16 protein-coding genes are annotated in these 18302 nt (G+C 74.3%); 7 read left to right on the top strand and 9 right to left on the bottom strand.

The features are described 5' to 3' along the window. The first annotated feature begins 42 nt into the window (after positions 1 to 42). Complete coding sequence (locus tag FHN55_RS14025; protein ID WP_139712898.1) at positions 43 to 1017, top strand: heme A synthase; 975 nt, start codon at positions 43 to 45, stop codon at positions 1015 to 1017. A gap of 230 nt (positions 1018 to 1247) precedes the next feature. Here the strand turns inward: FHN55_RS14025 and FHN55_RS14020 are convergent, their stop codons facing one another. Further along, positions 1248 to 2192 carry a heme o synthase gene (locus tag FHN55_RS14020; protein ID WP_139712897.1) on the bottom strand — a complete coding sequence of 315 codons (945 nt, stop codon included), beginning with the start codon at positions 2190 to 2192 and terminating at the stop codon, positions 1248 to 1250. A gap of 236 nt (positions 2193 to 2428) precedes the next feature. On the opposite strand from FHN55_RS14020, the gene tkt reads away from it, so the two are divergent. From tkt to pgi, 6 genes are all read left to right on the top strand, one after another. Further along, positions 2429 to 4606, top strand: a complete 2178-nt coding sequence (tkt, locus tag FHN55_RS14015) for a transketolase (RefSeq protein WP_139712896.1) — start codon at positions 2429 to 2431, stop codon at positions 4604 to 4606. A gap of 129 nt (positions 4607 to 4735) precedes the next feature. Next, positions 4736 to 5875, top strand: a complete 1140-nt coding sequence (gene tal, locus FHN55_RS14010; protein ID WP_139712895.1) for a transaldolase — start codon at positions 4736 to 4738, stop codon at positions 5873 to 5875. 64 nt (positions 5876 to 5939) lie between these two features. Then, a complete protein-coding gene (zwf, locus tag FHN55_RS14005; protein ID WP_139712894.1) occupies positions 5940 to 7493 on the top strand; it encodes a glucose-6-phosphate dehydrogenase in 1554 nt (517 codons plus the stop codon). Positions 7494 to 7524: 31 nt separating this feature from the next. Then, positions 7525 to 8604: a glucose-6-phosphate dehydrogenase assembly protein OpcA gene (locus tag FHN55_RS14000; RefSeq protein WP_257570977.1), complete on the top strand. Its 1080-nt coding sequence runs from the start codon at positions 7525 to 7527 to the stop codon at positions 8602 to 8604. Beyond that, positions 8601 to 9386: a 6-phosphogluconolactonase gene (gene pgl / locus FHN55_RS13995; RefSeq protein ID WP_139712892.1), complete on the top strand. Its 786-nt coding sequence runs from the start codon at positions 8601 to 8603 to the stop codon at positions 9384 to 9386. Before FHN55_RS14000 ends, pgl begins: the two co-directional genes overlap by 4 nt. Before the next feature lie 100 nt (positions 9387 to 9486). Further along, positions 9487 to 11172: a glucose-6-phosphate isomerase gene (gene pgi, locus FHN55_RS13990; protein ID WP_139712891.1), complete on the top strand. Its 1686-nt coding sequence runs from the start codon at positions 9487 to 9489 to the stop codon at positions 11170 to 11172. Positions 11173 to 11250: 78 nt separating this feature from the next. Here pgi and FHN55_RS13985 read toward each other — a convergent pair whose 3' ends face one another. From FHN55_RS13985 to rapZ, 8 genes are all read right to left on the bottom strand, one after another. Further along, positions 11251 to 11598: an RNA polymerase-binding protein RbpA gene (locus tag FHN55_RS13985; protein ID WP_139712890.1), complete on the bottom strand. Its 348-nt coding sequence runs from the start codon at positions 11596 to 11598 to the stop codon at positions 11251 to 11253. A gap of 30 nt (positions 11599 to 11628) precedes the next feature. Then, positions 11629 to 11874: a preprotein translocase subunit SecG gene (gene secG / locus FHN55_RS13980; RefSeq protein WP_257570993.1), complete on the bottom strand. Its 246-nt coding sequence runs from the start codon at positions 11872 to 11874 to the stop codon at positions 11629 to 11631. A gap of 97 nt (positions 11875 to 11971) precedes the next feature. After that, positions 11972 to 12736, bottom strand: coding sequence for a triose-phosphate isomerase (tpiA, locus tag FHN55_RS13975; RefSeq protein ID WP_218974666.1), 765 nt, complete (start codon positions 12734 to 12736; stop codon positions 11972 to 11974). A gap of 151 nt (positions 12737 to 12887) precedes the next feature. Then, the gene (gene pgk, locus FHN55_RS13970; RefSeq protein WP_139712974.1) at positions 12888 to 14114 is read right to left on the bottom strand and encodes a phosphoglycerate kinase; all 1227 of its coding nucleotides are present in this window, start codon (positions 14112 to 14114) and stop codon (positions 12888 to 12890) included. 9 nt (positions 14115 to 14123) lie between these two features. Continuing rightward, positions 14124 to 15119, bottom strand: coding sequence for a type I glyceraldehyde-3-phosphate dehydrogenase (gene gap / locus FHN55_RS13965; protein ID WP_139712887.1), 996 nt, complete (start codon positions 15117 to 15119; stop codon positions 14124 to 14126). Between the two features lie 51 nt (positions 15120 to 15170). Continuing rightward, entirely contained in the window at positions 15171 to 16151 is a 981-nt protein-coding gene (gene whiA, locus FHN55_RS13960) for a DNA-binding protein WhiA (RefSeq protein ID WP_139712886.1), read from the bottom strand. A 162-nt stretch (positions 16152 to 16313) separates the two neighbouring features. Next, entirely contained in the window at positions 16314 to 17324 is a 1011-nt protein-coding gene (gene yvcK, locus FHN55_RS13955) for a uridine diphosphate-N-acetylglucosamine-binding protein YvcK (protein ID WP_139712885.1), read from the bottom strand. Between the two features lie 7 nt (positions 17325 to 17331). Further along, positions 17332 to 18291, bottom strand: a complete 960-nt coding sequence (gene rapZ / locus FHN55_RS13950) for an RNase adapter RapZ (protein ID WP_257570975.1) — start codon at positions 18289 to 18291, stop codon at positions 17332 to 17334. Between the last annotated feature and the right edge of the window lie 11 nt (positions 18292 to 18302).

The raw sequence follows: 18302 nt of genomic DNA, 5'->3' as shown, positions 1-18302 counted from the left end.
CGGACGGCCGGAGCGGTCCCCGCGCCCGCCTACCCTTCTGGGGTGACCAGCACCACGGCCCGCCACGGCTCCGCGACGCCCTCGCCGCAGGGGCCCGCGGCCGGCGGCCTCGGCCGCGGCACCCGCGCCGTGCTGCTGGCCAACCTCGTCGCGGAGGTCGGCATCGTCGTCACCGGTGGGCTGGTGCGCCTCACCGGCTCCGGCCTGGGCTGCCCCACGTGGCCGCAGTGCGCCCCCGGCTCCTACGTGCCGACCGTCCACCAGGAGGAGGGCTTCCACAAGTACATCGAGTTCGGCAACCGCACGCTGACGTTCCTCGTGCTCGTGCTCGCGGTGGCCGCGCTCGTGGCGGTGTGGCGGCTGCGCGGGCCGGACGGCGCACCCCGCCGCCGCCTGCGCGCCCTCGCCGCCGTGCCCGTCGTGGGGGTGCTCCTGCAGGCCGTGATCGGCGGCATCACGGTGCTGACGCGCCTGTCGCCGATCACCGTGTCGGTGCACTTCCTCGTGTCGATGGTGCTGGTCGCGGCCTCCACCCTGCTGCTGCTGCGGGCGGTGGAGGGCGACGGGCCGCCGCGTCCGCTGGTGCACCGCGCCGTCCGGCTGCTCGGGGTGGGCCTGGCGGCGGTCACGGCCGCCGTCCTCGCCGTCGGCACCGTGGTCACGGGCGCCGGCCCGCACTCCGGCGACGCCGAGGAGCCCGCCCGCTACGCCCTCGACCCCCGCACCGTCAGCTGGCTCCACGCCGACCTCGTGCTGCTGCTGGTCGGCCTCCTGGTCGGCCTCCTGGTGGCCCTGCACACCTCGCCGTCTCCCGCCGCGGCGAGGCGCCGCGGCTGGTGGGTGCTCGGCGTGGTGGTCCTGCAGGGGGCCGTCGGCTACGTGCAGTACGCCACCGCCCTGCCGGTGCCGCTCGTGGCGCTGCACATGCTGGGCGCCTGCCTGCTCGTGGTGGCCGTGACGGCGCTGTGGACGTCGCTGCGCGAGCGCACCGGCGCCGCGCTCCCCCGCACCGCCTGACGCCTCCGCCGCGCGGCCCCTGTCGCGGCGCGGAGGACGGGATCGGGAACGGGCTGGTCCTGCCCGTGGGGTTCGCACCCGTGCGCTCGGCAGCGGGCCGTGGGGTGCTCCGCGCCGCGTCCTGACCGGCACGGGGAGCCCAGGGCGACGACGGACGGCGCAGCCGGCCCTGGTGGGGCCTGCTGCGCCCGTCAGGCGGTCAGCGAGCGGTCGGCCAGCGCGTCAGCGGATCAGGAGAAGAGCGGCTGCAGCGGGACGACGGCGTCCACGGCGAGCGCCAGGAAGAGCAGCGTCAGGTAGCTGATCGAGGTGTGGAACAGGCGCATGGCGCCGACCTCGTCGGCAGAGGTGACGCGCTTGGCGCGCCGGAGCAGCGCGTGCGACTCGAGGAGGAACCAGCCGCCCAGCAGCACCGAGGCGACGGCGTACACCGGGCCGGTCGGCGCGATCGGCACGAGCACGAGCGTCGCCGCGACCATCGCCCAGGCGTACGCCACCACCTGCCGGCCCACGGTGAGCGGGGACGCGACCACCGGCAGCATCGGCACGCCGACCTCGGCGTAGTCGGCGCGGTACTTGATGGACAGGGGCCAGTAGTGCGGCGGGGTCCAGAGGAAGATGACCGCGAAGAGCACCCAGGGCGTCCAGCTCAGCGAGCCGGTCACGGCGGACCAGCCGATGAGCACCGGCATGCAGCCGGCCGCCCCGCCCCAGACGATGTTCTGGCTGGTGCGGCGCTTGAGGCCGAGCGTGTAGACGACCACGTAGAAGGCGATCGCCAGCGCCGCGAGCAGCGCCGAGAGCCCGTTGACGACCAGCCCGAGCCACGCCACCGACAGCACGCCGAGCACCAGGCCGAAGACGAGCGCCTCGCGCGGCGAGACCACGCCGGTGACCAGCGGGCGCTTGCCCGTGCGGTGCATCCGCATGTCGATGTCGCGGTCGATGTAGCAGTTGAGGGCGTTGGCGCTGCCCGCTGCCAGCGTCCCGCCCACGAGGGTGGCGCCGAGCAGCCACAGGGGCGGCAGGCCGCGCTGCGCGAGCATCATAGTCGGCACCGTCGTCATGAGGAGCAGCTCGATGATGCGCGGCTTGGTCAGTGCGACGAAGCCGGCCACCCGCTGGCGCCGGGTCCAGCGGGAGCGGGCGCCACGGGCGTCCTCGACGGCGGTCACGAGCGGTCGCGGTCCTCGCTGGAGCAGGGGGCTGGCGACCCGCCTCCGGGCAGGGGGCGTCGGTCTCCAGGGCACGGTCGGGCCCACTGTACGGGCACGGCACCACTCGGTCGGCAGGGTGACGCGTGGCGCCTCCCGGGCTGGTGAGTAGGCTCACAGGGACAGCAGAGCCGCACCACTGGACGACACGCGCGCGGCGGCCCCCTCCCGCGCCGCGCGGAGGGAAGGACAGCTCAGTGACCCAGACCCAGACCAGCACCACAGGCCAGCTCACGTGGGACGAGGTCGACCAGCGCGCCGTGGACACGGTGCGCGCCCTCGCCGCGGACGCGGTGCAGAAGGTCGGGAACGGCCACCCCGGCACGGCCATCTCGCTGGCCCCGCTGGCGTACCTGCTCTACCAGAAGCTCATGCAGCACGACCCGGCCGACACCACCTGGGACGGCCGCGACCGCTTCGTCCTGTCCGCCGGCCACTCCGCGCTGACGCAGTACATCCAGCTGTACCTGGGCGGCTTCGGGCTGGAGCTCGACGACCTCAAGGCGCTGCGCACGTGGGGCTCCAAGACCCCCGGGCACCCGGAGTACCAGCACACCAAGGGCGTCGAGGTCACCACCGGCCCGCTCGGCCAGGGCGTGGCCAACGCCGTGGGCATGGCGATGGCCGCCCGTCGCGAGCGCGGCCTGCTCGACCCCGACGCGGCCCCGGGCGAGTCGGTCTTCGACCACCACGTCTACGCCATCGCCTCCGACGGCGACCTGCAGGAGGGCGTCTCCGGCGAGGCCAGCTCGCTGGCGGGCACCCAGCAGCTGGGCGGCCTGACCGTCGTCTACGACGCGAACTCGATCTCCATCGAGGACGTCACCGACGTCGCCTTCACCGAGGACGTCGCCAAGCGCTACGAGGCGTACGGCTGGCACGTGCAGACCGTCGACTGGACCCGCGGCGGCGACCACGGCGACGGCGAGGGCTACCACGAGGACGTGCAGGCCCTGTGGGACGCGCTGCAGGCCGCTGACGCCGAGACCACGCGGCCGAGCTTCATCGTGCTGCGCACGATCATCGCCTGGCCGACCCCGAAGCTGCAGAACACGGGCAAGTCGCACGGGTCGGCGCTCGGGGACGAGGCCGTCAAGGGCCTGAAGAGCGTGCTCGGGCTCGACCCCGAGAAGACCTTCGCCGTGGACGACGAGGTGCTCGAGCGCACCCGCGGCCTGGCCGCGCGCGCGGCCGAGGTCCGCAAGGACTGGGACGCCCGCTTCGCCGCGTGGCAGGAGGCGAACCCGGAGCGCGCCGCCCTGCTGGACCGCCTCAAGACCCGCACCCTCCCCGAGGGCTGGACGGACTCGCTGAAGACCTTCCCCGCGGGCAAGGCCGTCTCCACCCGCAAGGCCTCGGGCGAGGTCCTCACCGGCCTGGCCGGCGTGCTGCCGGAGCTGTGGGGCGGCTCGGCCGACCTGGCGGAGTCCAACAACACCACCATGGAGGGCGAGCCCTCCTTCCTGCCGCCGTCGCGCCAGACCCGCTCCTGGCAGGGCGGCCCCTACGGGCGCACGCTGCACTTCGGCATCCGCGAGCACGCCATGGGCGCGGCGATCAACGGCATCGTCCTGCACGGTGGCACCCGCGCCTACGGCGGCACGTTCCTGCAGTTCAGCGACTACATGCGCGCCTCGGTGCGCCTGGCCGCGCTGATGCAGATCCCGTCGATCTTCGTGTGGACGCACGACTCCATCGGCCTGGGCGAGGACGGCCCCACCCACCAGCCCGTCGAGCACATCGCCGCGCTGCGCCTGATCCCCGGCCTGGCCGTCGTCCGGCCCGCGGACGCCAACGAGACCGCCTACGCCTGGCGCGGCGCGCTGGAGCACACCGGGAGCCCGACGGGCGTGGTGCTGTCCCGCCAGAACCTGCCGGTCTACGACCGCGAGGTCTTCGGCAGCGCCGAGGGCACGCTCAAGGGCGGCTACGTGCTCGTGGACAGCGAGGGCGACCTGCAGGTCGTCATCGTGGCCACCGGCTCCGAGGTCGAGGTGGCCGTCGCGGCCCGCGAGCAGCTGCAGGCCCAGGGCATCGGCACCCGGGTGGTCTCGATGCCGTGCCGCGAGTGGTTCGCCGAGCAGGACGACGACTACCGCGCGTCCGTGCTGCCGCCGTCCGTGAAGGCGCGCGTGTCCGTGGAGGCCGGGGTGGCCGCCGGGTGGCACGACATCGTCGGGGACGCCGGCCGGAGCGTGTCCCTGGAGCACTTCGGGGCCTCCGCCGACGGCGCCCGCCTCATGCAGGAGTTCGGCTTCACCGCCGAGAACGTCGTCGCCAAGGCCCACGAGTCCCTGCAGGCCGCGGCCGGTGGCGACAGCCCCGGCTCCGTGAGCGGCTCCTCCTCCCCCACCGGTGGCACCGGCGACCGCTGAGCCACCCGGGGCGGTGTGCGTGCGGCGCGAGCGCTCGCGCCGCACGCACACCGCCAGCAGGCTGGTCGTCCCGGCGGCCGACCACCTGAGACGCCAGACGTCCCCCTCGACACCACCAGGAGCGTTCCCATGACCAACGCCAACCTCGCCGCCCTCTCGCAGGCCGGTGTCGCGGTCTGGCTCGACGACCTCTCGCGCGAGCTCGTGCAGACCGGCCGCCTGGCCGGTCACGTCGAGCAGGAGAGCGTGGTCGGCGTGACGAGCAACCCGACGATCTTCGCGACCGCCCTGAAGAAGGGCGACCTCTACGAGGACCAGGTCCGCGAGCTCGCGGCCTCCGGCGCCGACGTGGACGAGGCCGTCTTCCAGATCACCACGCGCGACGTGCGCGAGGCCTGCGACGTGCTGCGTCCCGTGCACGACCGCACCGGCGGCAAGGGCGACGGCCGCGTCTCGCTCGAGGTGGACCCGCGCCTGGCGCGCGACACCCAGGCGACGATCGAGTCGGCGCGCACCCTGTGGTCCGCCGTCGACCGCGAGAACCTCTACATCAAGATCCCCGCGACGGTGGAGGGCCTGCCCGCCATCACCGCCGCCATCTCCGAGGGCATCAGCGTCAACGTGACGCTGATCTTCTCCCTCGACCGCTACCGCGCGGTGATGAACGCCTTCCTCACCGGTCTGGAGCAGGCCCGCGAGAAGGGCCTCGACCTGGCGCCGATCGCGTCCGTGGCGAGCTTCTTCGTCTCCCGCGTGGACACCGCGATCGACCCGCAGCTCGACAGGATCGGCACGGACGAGGCGAAGGCGCTGCGCGGCAAGGCGGCCCTGGCCAACGCCCGCCTGGCCTTCCAGGCCTACGAGGAGGTCTTCTCCTCCCCGCGCTGGCAGGTGCTGGCCGAGGCCGGCGCCCAGCCGCAGCGCCCGCTGTGGGCCTCCACCGGCGTGAAGGACCCCGCCTACCCCGACACGCTGTACGTCAGCGAGCTCGTCACCGACGGCGTCGTCAACACCATGCCGGGCACCACGCTGGAGGCCTTCGCCGACCACGGCCGGGTCACCGGCGACACGGTCAAGGGCTCCTACGCCGAGGCCGAGGCGGTCATGGACGGGCTGGAGCGCCTGGGCATCTCCTACACGAAGGTCGTCGAGGACCTCGAGACCGAGGCCGTCGACAAGTTCGAGAAGTCCTGGACCGAGCTGGGCGACTCCGTCCGCGACGAGCTCGACCGCGCCGCAGCCCAGGCCGGCGGCAGCAGCGACGAGTGACGGCTCGTCACCGCTCCACGCGGCCCGTCGTGCCTCGTCGCACCGCCGACCCGGTGAGGCCCTGATGTCCCTGCTCCGCCCCGAGCAGGCGGAGGGGGTCGCGCAGAACCCGCTGCGCGACCCCCGCGACAAGCGGCTGTCCCGGATCGCCGGCCCCTGCGGCATGGTGATGTTCGGGGTCACGGGCGACCTGGCCCGCAAGAAGCTCATGCCCGCGATCTACGACCTCGCCAACCGGGGGCTGCTGCCGCCGGGCTTCTCCCTGGTGGGCTTCGCCCGGCGCGACTGGGCTGAGCAGGACTTCGGACGGATCGTCTACGACTCGGTGCGCGAGCACTCCCGCACGCCCTTCCGCGAGGAGGTCTGGGCGCACCTGGCGGAGGGGTTCCGCTTCGTCCCCGGCGAGTTCGGCGACGCTGCGGCCTTCACCCAGCTCGCCGAGGTCGTCCGCGACCTCGACGAGCAGCGCGGCACCGGCGGCAACCACGCCTTCTACCTGTCGATCCCGCCGAGCGCGTTCCCGCTGGTCTGCCAGCAGCTGGCCGCCTCGGGGCTGACCGACCAGGTGGACGGCTCGTGGCGCCGCGTGGTGATCGAGAAGCCGTTCGGGCGCGACCTGGCCTCGGCCCGGGAGCTCAACGCCGTGGTCGGAAGCGTCTTCCCCCAGGACTCGGTGTTCCGCATCGACCACTACCTGGGCAAGGAGACGGTGCAGAACCTGCTGGCGCTGCGCTTCGCCAACCAGATGTTCGAGCCGCTGTGGAACTCCAACCACGTCGACCACGTGCAGATCACCATGGCCGAGGACATCGGCATCGGCGGTCGCGCGGGGTACTACGACGGCATCGGCGCGGCCCGGGACGTCATCCAGAACCACCTCCTGCAGCTGCTGGCGCTCACCGCGATGGAGGAGCCGGTCTCCTTCGACGCCCGCGACCTGCGCGCGGAGAAGGAGAAGGTGCTCTCCGCGGTCCGCCTCCCCGCCGACCTCGACGCCCACACCGCCCGCGGCCAGTACGCGCCGGGCTGGCAGGGCAGCGAGCCGGTGAAGGGCTACTTGGAGGAGGACGGCATCTCGCCGGACTCCACCACGGAGACCTACGCCGCGGTGACCCTCGAGGTCGACACGCGCCGCTGGGCCGGGGTGCCGTTCTACCTGCGCGCCGGCAAGCGCCTGGGGCGCCGCGTCACCGAGATCGCCGTCGTCTTCAAGAAGGCCCCGCACCTGCCCTTCGAGTCGACGGCCACCGAGGAGCTGGGGCAGAACGCCCTGGTGGTCCGGGTCCAGCCCGACGAGGGCGTCACCCTCCGCTTCGGGTCCAAGGTGCCCGGCACGCAGATGGAGGTCCGCGACGTCACGATGGACTTCGGGTACGGGCACTCCTTCACCGAGTCCTCCCCCGAGGCCTACGAGCGGCTCATCCTCGACGTGCTCCTGGGCGACCCGCCGCTGTTCCCGCGGCACGAGGAGGTCGAGCTCAGCTGGCGCATCCTCGACCCCGTCATCGAGCTCTGGGCGGGTCAGGGCCAGCCCCCGCCGTACCCGGCGGGCTCGTGGGGCCCGGACGCCGCCGCCGAGATGCTCGCCCGCACCGGCCGCACCTGGAGACGCCCGTGAACGACCGGGGGGCCGCCCTGTGATCGTCGACATGCCGCGCACCTCGACCGCGGCGATCGCCAAGAAGCTCGTGGACCTGCGCGACTCCGGCGGTGCCGTGGCCCTGGGCCGCGTGCTGACGCTCGTGGTGCCCACGGACGACGAGCACGCCGAGACCGCCATCGAGGCCGCGAACGACGCCAGCCGCGAGCACCCCTGCCGCATCGTGGTGCTGGCCGCCGCCGACGAGCGCGGCACGTCACGGCTGGACGGGCAGATCCGGGTGGGCGGTGACGCCGGCGCCAGCGAGGTCATCGTGCTGCGCAGCTACGGGCCGCTCACGGGGCACGGCGCCTCGATGGTCATCCCGCTGCTGCTCCCCGACGCCCCGGTGGTGGCGTGGTGGCCCGGCGAGGCGCCGCAGCACCCCGCCTCGGACGCCATCGGGGCCATGGCGCAGCGGCGCATCACCGACGCGGCGGGCTGCTCCGACCCCGTCAGCACGCTGCACCGGCTCGCGGCCCGCCACGTGCCGGGCGACACCGACTTCGCCTGGTCGCGCCTGACCCTGTGGCGCGGCCTGCTCGCCGCGGCGCTCGACCAGGTCCCCGCCGACCGCGTCACCGCGGCCACCGTCACCGGCGCCAGCGACAGCCCCAGCACGGAGCTGCTCGCGGCGTGGCTGGCGCTGGCGCTGCGCTGCCCGGTGACCCGCGTCAGCGGGCCCACCGGCGGCGGCATCGTCGGGGTGCGCCTGGAGCGCCCGACCGGGGCGGTGGAGCTGGCCCGCCCGGACGGCAGGGTGGCCACCCTCACCCAGCCCGGCCAGCCCGAGCGGCGCCTGGCGCTGCCGCGCCGGTCCAACCGCGACTGCCTCGCCGAGGAGCTGCGCCGCCTCGACCCCGACGACATCTACGGCGCGGTCCTCACCACCGGGCTCGCCGCGCTGGACGCCGGGTCCGACGGCCACCTCGAGCTGTCCGAGGCCCGCTCCAGCGGGCGCGGGCCGGACGTGGCCGAGCAGCTGCGCCACGGCGCCGAGCTGGACGCCGCCGCGCACGCCCGCGCCGCGGCCATCGCGGCGGCGGACCCGCCGCCGGAGAAGCCGACCGTCGGAGAGGACGCCTCATGAGCAGCTACGGGTCCCGGTCCGCCGCCGAGGTGGTCGTCCACCCCGACAAGGACTCCCTGGCCGCCGCGGTGGCGGCCAGGCTCGTGGTGCGCGTGCTGGACGCGCAGGTCCGCCGCGGGCGAGCGTCCGTGGTGCTCACGGGCGGCACCGTTGGCACGCAGGTGCTGCGCGACGTCGCGTCCTCCCCCGCCTCCCGCGCCGTCGACTGGTCGCGGGTGGACCTGTGGTGGGGCGACGAGCGCTTCGTGCCCACCGACGACGGCGACCGCAACGCCGTCCAGGCCCGCGGAGCCGTGCTGGACGCCCTCGCCCAGCAGGGCCTGCGCGAGGAGGCGGTGCACGTCATGCCCGCCAGCGACGGGGCGGACGGTGACGACCCGGACGCCGCCGCGGCCCGCTACGCCGCGGAGCTGGCCGAGGCCGCCCGCGCCGAGGGCGTCGGCGGGGCGGTGCCGGTCTTCGACGTCCTCATGCTCGGTGTGGGTCCGGACGGGCACGTCGCGAGCCTCTTCCCCGACCACCCGTCGCTGGAGGAGGGCCAGGAGGTCGGCCGCGAGGTGATCGCCGTGCGCGACTCCCCCAAGCCGCCGCCCACGCGCCTGTCCCTCACGGTGCCGGTGATCGTCTCCGCGGAGGAGGTCTGGCTCGTGGTGGGCGGCGCGGACAAGGCCGACGCCGTCGCCGAGGCCCTGGCCGGTCCGGGGCGGCTGCCCGCGAGCCTGGTCAGCGGCACCGCGCGCACGCTGTGGCTGCTCGACCGGGAGGCCGCCGGCCGGCTGTGACAGCGGCTCCCGGACGGGTCCGGGGCGGGGTGCGGGCGGCCTGCGAGCGGGTCGCGAGGCTGGGTGTGACGGGGCCCGCCGCCTGCCCTAGCGTCTCCTCGTGAGCACCCAACCCGTGGACCCGACCACCACCTCCGCGTGGGCCCGCCTCGAGGCCCACCACGCCGAGCTGGAGCCTGACCTGCGCGGCTGGTTCTCCGCAGACCCCGAGCGCGCCCGCCGGCTGACCTTCGACGCCGCGGACCTCCACGTGGACCTGTCCAAGAACCTCGTGACGGACACCACGCTGTCGCTGCTGGTGGAGCTGGCCGAGCAGGTCCGCCTCCCGGAGCGGCTCGCCGCGATGTTCGCCGGGGAGCACATCAACGTCACGGAGGACCGCGCCGTCCTGCACACGGCGCTGCGCCGCCCGCCGGGCGCGCAGCCCGCGCTCGAGGTCGACGGGCAGGACGTCGACGCCGACGTCCAGGCCGTGCTCGAGAAGGTGTCCGCCTTCGCGGACGACGTGCGCTCGGGCGCCTGGAAGGGCGTCACCGGCGAGCGGATCCGCACCGTCGTCAACATCGGCATCGGCGGGTCCGACCTCGGGCCGGTGATGGCCTACGAGGCCCTCAAGGAGCACAAGCACCCCGACATCGAGCTGCGCTTCATCTCGAACATCGACCCCACCGACCTCGCCGAGACCGTCGCCGACCTCGACCCCGCCACGACGCTGTTCATCGTCGCCTCCAAGACCTTCGGGACCCTGGAGACGCTGACCAACGCCCGCCTGGCCCGCGCGTGGCTGTGGGAGCGCCTGGCCGCCGCCGGTGCCCTGGAGGACGACGACGACGCGCGCCGCTCGGCCGTCGCCAAGCACTTCGTCGCCGTGTCCACCGCCCTGGACAAGGTCGCCGACTTCGGCATCGACCCGGACAACGCCTTCGGGTTCTGGGACTGGGTCGGCGGCCGCTACTCCGTGGACTCCGCCATCGGCACGTCGCTGGCGGTGGCCGTCGGCCCGGAGGCGTTCAGGGACTTCCTCGCCGGGTTCCACGCGGTCGACGAGCACGTGCGCACCGAGCCCCTCGCCACGAACGTGCCGGTCCTCCTCGGCCTGCTCAACGTCTGGTACGTCAACTTCGTGGGCGCCCACACCCACGCGGTGCTGCCGTACAGCCAGTACCTGAACCGCTTCCCCGCGTACCTGCAGCAGCTGACCATGGAGTCCAACGGCAAGTCGGTGCGCTGGGACGGCTCCCCGGTGACCACCGAGACCGGCGAGGTGTTCTGGGGCGAGCCCGGCACCAACGGCCAGCACGCCTTTTACCAGCTGATCCACCAGGGCACGCGGACCGTCCCGGCCGACTTCATCGCCTTCGCGAACCCGGCGCACCCGCTCCAGGACGGCGACGCCGACGTCCACGCCCTCTTCATGGCCAACTTCTTCGCCCAGACCAAGGCGCTGGCGTTCGGGAAGACGGCGGAGGAGGTGCGTGCCGAGGGCACTGCCGAGGACGTGGTGCCGGCCCGGGTGTTCAGCGGGAACCGGCCGACCACGTCGATCATGGCCCCGTCGCTGACCCCGTCGGTGCTCGGTCAGCTCATCGCGCTGTACGAGCACATCACCTTCGTCGAGGGGACCGTCTGGGGCATCGACAGCTTCGACCAGTGGGGGGTCGAGCTCGGCAAGAAGCTCGCCCAGGAGATCGCTCCCGCCCTCACCGGCGACGCCGCCGCGCTGGAGTCCCAGGACCCCTCGACGCGGGCGCTGATCGAGCACTACCTCGCGCAGCGCACGGTGTAGTCGCGCCGCCGCGGCGCGCGAAGGGCCCCCGAGACGGTTCCGACCGTCCCGGGGGCCCTTCGCGTGGTCAGCGGAGCGTCAGATCCCGCGCTTGGCGCGGTGCTTGGCCAGGGCGGCCTCGAGGATCGCCTTGCCGTCGCTCTCGGAGCGGCGCTCCTTCACGTAGGCGAGGTGCGTCTTGTACGGCTCGGTCTTGGGCGGCTGGGGCGGGTTGGCCCGGTCCTGGCCGGCCGGCAGCCCGCAGCGCGGGCAGTCCCAGGTCTCGGGGACCTCGGAGCCGGAGTCGTAGGCGAAGCTCGGCTGCGTCTCGTGCGCGTTGGCGCACCAGTAGGAGACGCGGCGCCGGGGCGCGGCGTCGCCGCGCTCCGCCTCGCCCATCGGTCCGGCGCCGACACGGCTGCCTCGGATCGCGTTGCCACCTGCCACGGTGATCCCTTCGTCTGCAGGAGTGGGTGCTCAGGAACCGCTGGGGTCGAACCGCTCGACCAGGCCGAGCGCCACGACGACGGCCGCCCACAGGACGGCGTTGGCCACGGTGATGCGGTTGAGGTTGCGCTCGGCCACACCGGAGCTGCCCACGCTGGCCGACATCCCGCCGCCGAACATGTCCGACAGACCGCCGCCCTTGCCCTTGTGGAGCAGGATCAGCAGGGTCAGGAAGAGGCTCGTCAGCGCCAGCAGCACCTGGAGCACGATCCGCAGGACGGTCACAGCCGACCAGGGTACTTGCTGGTGGGCGCTGCGGTGACCGTCCTCACGCAGGTGGCGGCAGCGGTCGCCGCGGCCGCGCCGGGGGCGCTCAGGACGCCGCCCCGCCCGTGACGATGCCGGCGAACTCGCCGGCGTCGAGGCTGGCGCCGCCGACGAGGGCGCCGTCGACGTCCTCACCGGCCATGATCGCGGCGACGTTGGAGGACTTCACCGAGCCGCCGTAGAGCACGCGGACCGCGTCGGCCACCTCCGCGCCGTGGGCCTCCGCCAGGCGCGCGCGCAGCGCGGCGCACACCTCCTGGGCGTCCTCGGGGGTCGCGACCTTGCCGGTGCCGATGGCCCACACGGGCTCGTAGGCGACGACGACCTTGGGCAGGTCCTCCGCGGAGATGCCGGCCAGGGAGCCGTCGAGCTGGCCGACGCAGTCGGCGACGTGCTCGCCGGCCTCGCGGACCTCGAGCTGCTCGCCGAGGCAGACGATCGGGGTCATGCCGTGCTCGAGGACCTTGGCGGCCTTCGCGGCGACCAGCGCGTCGTCCTCGCCGTGGTACTGGCGGCGCTCGCTGTGGCCGACGACGACGTACTGGACGCCGAGGCGCGCCAGCATGGAGGCGGCGACCTCACCGGTGCGGGCGCCGGGCTCGTGGGCGGAGACGTCCTGGGCGCCCAGGCCCAGCTCCAGCTTGTCGCCCTCGATGAGGGTCTGCACCGAGCGCAGGTCCGTGAACGGGGGGATGACCACGGCCTCGACGGCCGCCGGGTCGTGCTTGGCGTCGCGCAGGGTCCACGCGAGGCGCTGCACGAGGGCGGTGGCCTGCACGTGGTCGACGTTCATCTTCCAGTTGCCGGCCATGAGCGGGGTGCGGGCCACGGGGTCCTCCGGGTGTCGTCGGTCAGGGGGTGCGTGCGGAAGGCTCCCCGCCCGCACGCGTCGGGCAGTGCGGGCGGGGAGCCGGTGCGCCCGGGGGGCGCGGGTGCTGCGGGCGGTGCGGTCGGGCTGCGCCTCAGGAGAGGACGGACAGCCCGGGGAGGGTCTTGCCCTCGAGGTACTCCAGGCTGGCGCCGCCGCCGGTGGAGATGTGGCCGAAGTCGCTGTCGGCGAAGCCGAGCGAGCGCACGGCGGCGGCGGAGTCGCCGCCCCCGACCACGGTGAGGCCGCCGGCGCGGGTGACCTCGGCGAGGGCCTTCGCGAGCTCGCGGGTGCCCTCGGCGTACGGCGCCATCTCGAACGCGCCCATGGGGCCGTTCCAGAAGACCGTGCGGGTGTCGGCGAGCTTCTCGGCGAAGAGCTTCGAGCTCTCCGGGCCGATGTCCAGGCCCATGCGGTCGGCCGGGATGGCGTCGGCCGCGACGACCTCGTGGTCGGCGTCGGCGGAGAACGCCGTCGCCGCGATGACGTCGACCGGCAGGACGACCTCCACGCCGCGCTCGGCGGCGGTGGCGAGGTAGCCCTTGACGGTCTCGACCTGGTCGGCCTCCAGCAGGGACTTCCCGACCTCGTGGCCCTGGGCCGCCAGGAAGGTGAAGACCATGCCGCCGCCCACGAGGAGCCGGTCGGCGGTGCCGAGCAGGTTCTCGATGACGGCGAGCTTGTCGGAGACCTTCGCCCCGCCGAGCACCACGGCGTAGGGCCGGGCCGGGTCGGTGGTGAGGCGCTGCAGCACCGCGGTCTCGGCCTCGACGAGGCCGCCGGCGGCGTGCGGGAGCAGCTGGGCGACGTCGTAGACGCTCGCCTGCTTGCGGTGCACCACGCCGAAGCCGTCGGAGACGAAGAGGCCGGTGCCCTCGCCGCCGACCAGCGCGGCGAGCTCGCGGGCGAAGGCGGCGCGCTCGGCGTCGTCCTTGCTCGTCTCGCCGGCGTTGAAGCGGAGGTTCTCGACGAGCAGCAGCTCGCCGTCGCCGAGGGCGTCAGCGGCCTCCTGCGCCGCCCCGCCGACCGTCACGTCCGCGAAGCGGACCGTGGTCGACGGCAGCAGCTCGCGCACCCGCTCGGCCACGGGGGCCAGGGAGTACTTCGCCTCCGGGGCGCCCTTGGGGCGGCCCAGGTGGGCGACGACGACGACGCGGGCGCCCGCGTCCAGCAGCCGCTGCCAGGTCGGCACGGAAGCGCGGACGCGGCCGTCGTCGGTGATGGTGGTGCCGTCGAGCGGCACGTTCAGGTCGGAGCGGACCAGCACCCGGCGGCCGCGCAGGTCACCCTGCGCGGCCACCAGGTCGTGGAGGGACGTCAGGGCCAAGGCTCAGGCCCCGACGAGCTTCACCAGGTCGACGAGGCGGTTGGAGTAGCCCCACTCGTTGTCGTACCAGCCGACGACCTTCACCTGGTCGCCGATGACCTTGGTCAGGCCGGCGTCGAAGATGCAGGAGGACGGGTCGGTGACGATGTCCGAGGACACGATCGGGTCGGTCGTGTACTTGAGGTAGCCCTTGAGCGGGCCCTCGGCGGCGGCCTTCACCACGGCGTTGACCTCGTCCACGGTGGTCTCGCGGCCCACGGTGACGGTGAGGTCGGTGGCGGAGCCGGTCGGGACCGGGACGCGCAGCGCGTAGCCGTCGAGCTTGCCCTTGAGCTGCGGGAGCACCAGGCCGATCGCCTTCGCCGCACCGGTGGAGGTGGGGACGATGTTGATCGCGGCGGCGCGGGCGCGGCGCAGGTCGGAGTGCGGGCCGTCCTGCAGGTTCTGGTCCTGCGTGTAGGCGTGCACCGTGGTCATGAGGCCGCGCACGATGCCGAACTCGTCGTCCAGGGCCTTGGCCATCGGGGCGAGGCAGTTCGTGGTGCAGGACGCGTTCGAGATGATGTTGTGAGCGGCGGCGTCGTAGTCGCCGTCGTTCACGCCCATGACGACCGTGATGTCCTCGTTCTTCGCCGGGGCGGAGATGATGACCTTCTTGGCGCCGCCGTCGATGTGCGCCTTCGCCTTGGTGGCGTCGGTGAAGATGCCGGTCGACTCGACGACGACGTCCGCGCCCAGCTCGCCCCAGGGCAGCTCGGCGGGGTTGCGCACGGCGAGCGCCTTGAAGCTCTTGCCGTTGACGGAGATCTCGTCGCCCGAGGTGGACACGCCCTCGAGACGGCCGAGGACCGAGTCGTAGGCGAGCAGGTGGGCGAGGGTCGCGTTGTCCGTGAGGTCGTTGACGCCGACGATCTCGACGTCAGCGCCCGACGCCTGGACGGCGCGGAAGAAGTTGCGGCCGATGCGGCCGAAGCCGTTGATGCCCACGCGGATGGTCACAGAGCGCCTCCTGGTAGGAGTGGCAGGGGTCGCCCCAGACCCTAGGGCACCTCAGGCGTCCAACATGTCAGGGGTCAGGTTGGCCTCGGTCCCGGGCACCCCGAGCTCCTGGGCGCGGCGGTCGGCCATGGCGAGCAGGCGGCGGATGCGCCCCGCCACGGCGTCCTTGCTCATCGGGGGGTCGGCCAGCGCGCCCAGCTCCTCCAGCGAGGCCTGCTTGTGGGCCAGGCGGAGCGCGCCGGCGGTGCGCAGGTGCTCGGGCACCTCCTCGCCGAGGATCTCCAGCGCCCGCTCCACGCGGGAGCCGGCGGCCACGGCCGCGCGCGCCGAGCGGCGCAGGTTGGCGTCGTCGAAGTTGGCCAGCCGGTTGGCGGTGGCGCGCACCTCGCGCCGCATGCGCCTCTCCTCCCACACCAACTTCGCGCCGTGGGCGCCCAGGTGGGTGAGGAGGTCGCCGATGGCCTCGCCGTCGCGGATCACCACGCGGTCCGTGCCGCGCACGTCGCGGGCCTTCGCCTGGATGTCCAGGCGCCGGGCGGCGCCCACCAGCGCCAGGGCCGCCTCCGGACCGGGGCACGTGATCTCCAGGGCGGACGAGCGGCCCGGCTCGGTGAGCGATCCGTGCGCGAGGAAGGCGCCGCGCCAGGCGGCCTCGGCGTCGCAGACGGCGCCGGCCACCACCTGGGGCGGCAGGCCGCGCACGGGACGGCCCCGCTGGTCCAGCAGGCCCGTCTGGTGGGCCAGCGACTCGGCGTTGTGGACCACCCGGACGACGTAGCGGGAGCCGCGCCGCAGGCCGCCCCCGGCCACCACCAGCACCTCGCTCGGGGCGCGGTACACGTCGGCGAGGTCGCGCCGCAGGCGCCGCGCGGCGGCGCCGGTGTCGAGCTCGGCCTCCACGACCACGCGGCCCGCGATGATGTGCAGGCCCCCCGCGAAGCGCAGCAGGGCCGAGACCTCGGCCTTGCGGCAGCAGGAGCGCTGGACCGGAAGACGGCTGAGCTCGTCCTTCACCTGTGCCGTCAGTGCCATGCCAGCCATGGTGCCACCGCGACACGCCCGGGGGGACGACTCGCCGAATTCCACCGGTGTGACTAGGTCGGCGTGATCAGTCCGACCCGGGCGCGGGGCTGGTCAGACCCTCTTCAGCGGCACCCTGGACGCGCCCGCGCCGTCCCCGCCCCGGCGACGGGGTCAGGCCACGTCGCCCCAGGAGCCCTCCAGCACGTCGCGCATCGCGGCGGCCAGGCGCAGCGGGTCGTGCTCGGCCGTGCGCCCGCGGCGGACCTGCCGGAGCACGAGCTGGGCGCCGGCCTCCTCCGCCGCGGCCGCCAGGCCCTCGACGTCCTCCACGGCGCTCGGGTCGGCCAGCACCACGTCGAACCGCAGCCCGCGGGCGTGGGCCGTGAGCGCCCGCACGTGCGCCGCGGGGCTCAGGCCGCTGGTCTCCCCGCGCTCGCTGACGAGGTTGAGCACCAGGCAGCGCCGGGCCGGGGTCTCGCGCAGCGCGGCGGCCAGCTCGGGCACCAGCAGGTGCGGCATGACGCTGGTGAACCAGCTGCCCGGCCCGAGCACCACCCAGTCGGCCTGGCGGACGGCGTCCACCACCTCCGGGCGGGCTGGCGGGTCCGCGGGGAGCAGCCGCACCTCCTCCACGGTGCCGCGGGTGGTCGCCACGGCGGCCTGGCCGCGGACCACCTCGACGTGGGCCGGCGCCGACCGCGTGCCGCGCACGCGCACGTCGGCCTCGATGGACAGCGGCACCGACGACATCGGCAGCACCCGGCCCCGCGCGCCCAGGAGCCGGCCCACGAGGTCCAGCCCCTCGACGCTGTCGCCGAGGCGCTGCCACAGCGCGGCGATGAGGAGGTTGCCGACGGCGTGGCCGGCCAGCGCGCCGTCCCCGGTGAAGCGGTGCTGCAGCACGTCGCGCCAGGTGCGGCCCCACTCCGTGTCGTCGCACAGCGCGGCCAGCGCCATCCGCAGGTCGCCGGGGGGCATGATGCCCAGCTCCGAGCGCAGGCGGCCGCTGGAGCCGCCGTCGTCCGCCACCGTCACGACCGCCGTGATCCTGTCGGACAGGTGCCGCAGCGCCTGCAGCGACGCCGCGAGGCCGTGGCCGCCCCCGCAGGCCACCACGGCGGGCCCGGAGCCGGGCTGCAGGCCGGCGGCGAGGCCGCTGCCGGGACCGACGCCGGGTCTCACGGGGCCCTCACTCCCTTCCGAGGTCGCGGTGGGCCACCCTCAGCACCGGGGCCGGGTGCTCCTCGCCGCCCTCCGGCGAGGAGGAGGACGGCGGCGGGGCGTCGGCGAGGGCCTGCAGGCGCGCCGCGAGGGCCTCCGTCATCGCCACGGAGCGGTGCTTGCCGCCGGTGCAGCCGATGGCCACGGTGGCGTAGCGGCGGTGCTCGCGCTGGTAGCCGGCGATGACGGGCTGCAGCGCGGCGGCGTACCTGTCGAGGAACTCCTCCGCGCCGTCCTGCCCGAGCACGTAGCCGCTGACGGCGGCGTCGCGGCCCGTCAGCGGGCGCAGCTCGGGGATCCAGTGGGGGTTGGGCAGGAACCTCACGTCGACCACGTGGTCGGCGTCCGTGGGCAGCCCGTACTTGAAGCCGAACGAGAGCAGCGTCAGGCGCAGCCGGGTGGCCTCGGCCTCGCCGAAGGCCCGCGTGATGGAGGCGGCCAGCTGGTGGACGTTGAGGTCGGAGGTGTCGATGACGACGTCGGCGGCGGCGCGCAGGTCGCGCAGGAGCTCGCGCTCGGTCTCGATGCCGTCGAGGATGCGCCCCTCCTCCTGCAGCGGGTGGGGGCGCCGCACGGACTCGAAGCGGCGCACCAGCACCGCGTCGCTGGCCTCCAGGAACAGGATGCTGCGGCGCACACGGACCTCCGCGAGCGCCGCGGCGAGGTCGGCCGAGAAGCCGCGCCCGCGCACGTCGAGCACCACGGCCACCTTCGGGACGGCCCCGGAGGCCTGCGCCGCCAGCTGGGCCAGCGGCCCGAGCATCTGCGGCGGGAGGTTGTCGACCACGTACCAGCCGAGGTCCTCCAGGACGTGGGCCACGGTGGACCGGCCCGCCCCGGACAGGCCGGTGATGACGAGCAGGTCGTGCTCGCCCTCCAGCGGGGGCTGCTGGGGCTGCGGCTGGGGGTGCTGCGGCGGCGCGCTCACGCGGCCATCCT

Origin of the sequence: Streptomyces sp. NP160 (genome assembly GCF_006335115.1) — a bacterium.
In the GTDB taxonomy this organism is placed as follows: Bacteria; Actinomycetota; Actinomycetes; order Actinomycetales; family Quadrisphaeraceae; genus Quadrisphaera.
The sequence above is the reverse complement of the archived record's forward strand: the minus strand, read 5'-3'. Positions and strand labels throughout refer to the sequence as shown.

Coding starts and splice junctions, on each gene's coding strand:
- tal (WP_139712895.1), top strand. CDS start 4,736: ATGACCAACGCCAACCTCGCCGCCCTCTCGCAGGCCGGTGTCGCGGTC.
- zwf (WP_139712894.1), top strand. CDS start 5,940: ATGTCCCTGCTCCGCCCCGAGCAGGCGGAGGGGGTCGCGCAGAACCCG.
- FHN55_RS14000 (WP_257570977.1), top strand. CDS start 7,525: ATGCCGCGCACCTCGACCGCGGCGATCGCCAAGAAGCTCGTGGACCTG.
- pgl (WP_139712892.1), top strand. CDS start 8,601: ATGAGCAGCTACGGGTCCCGGTCCGCCGCCGAGGTGGTCGTCCACCCC.
- tpiA (WP_218974666.1), bottom strand. CDS start 12,736: ATGGCCGGCAACTGGAAGATGAACGTCGACCACGTGCAGGCCACCGCC.
- whiA (WP_139712886.1), bottom strand. CDS start 16,151: ATGGCACTGACGGCACAGGTGAAGGACGAGCTCAGCCGTCTTCCGGTC.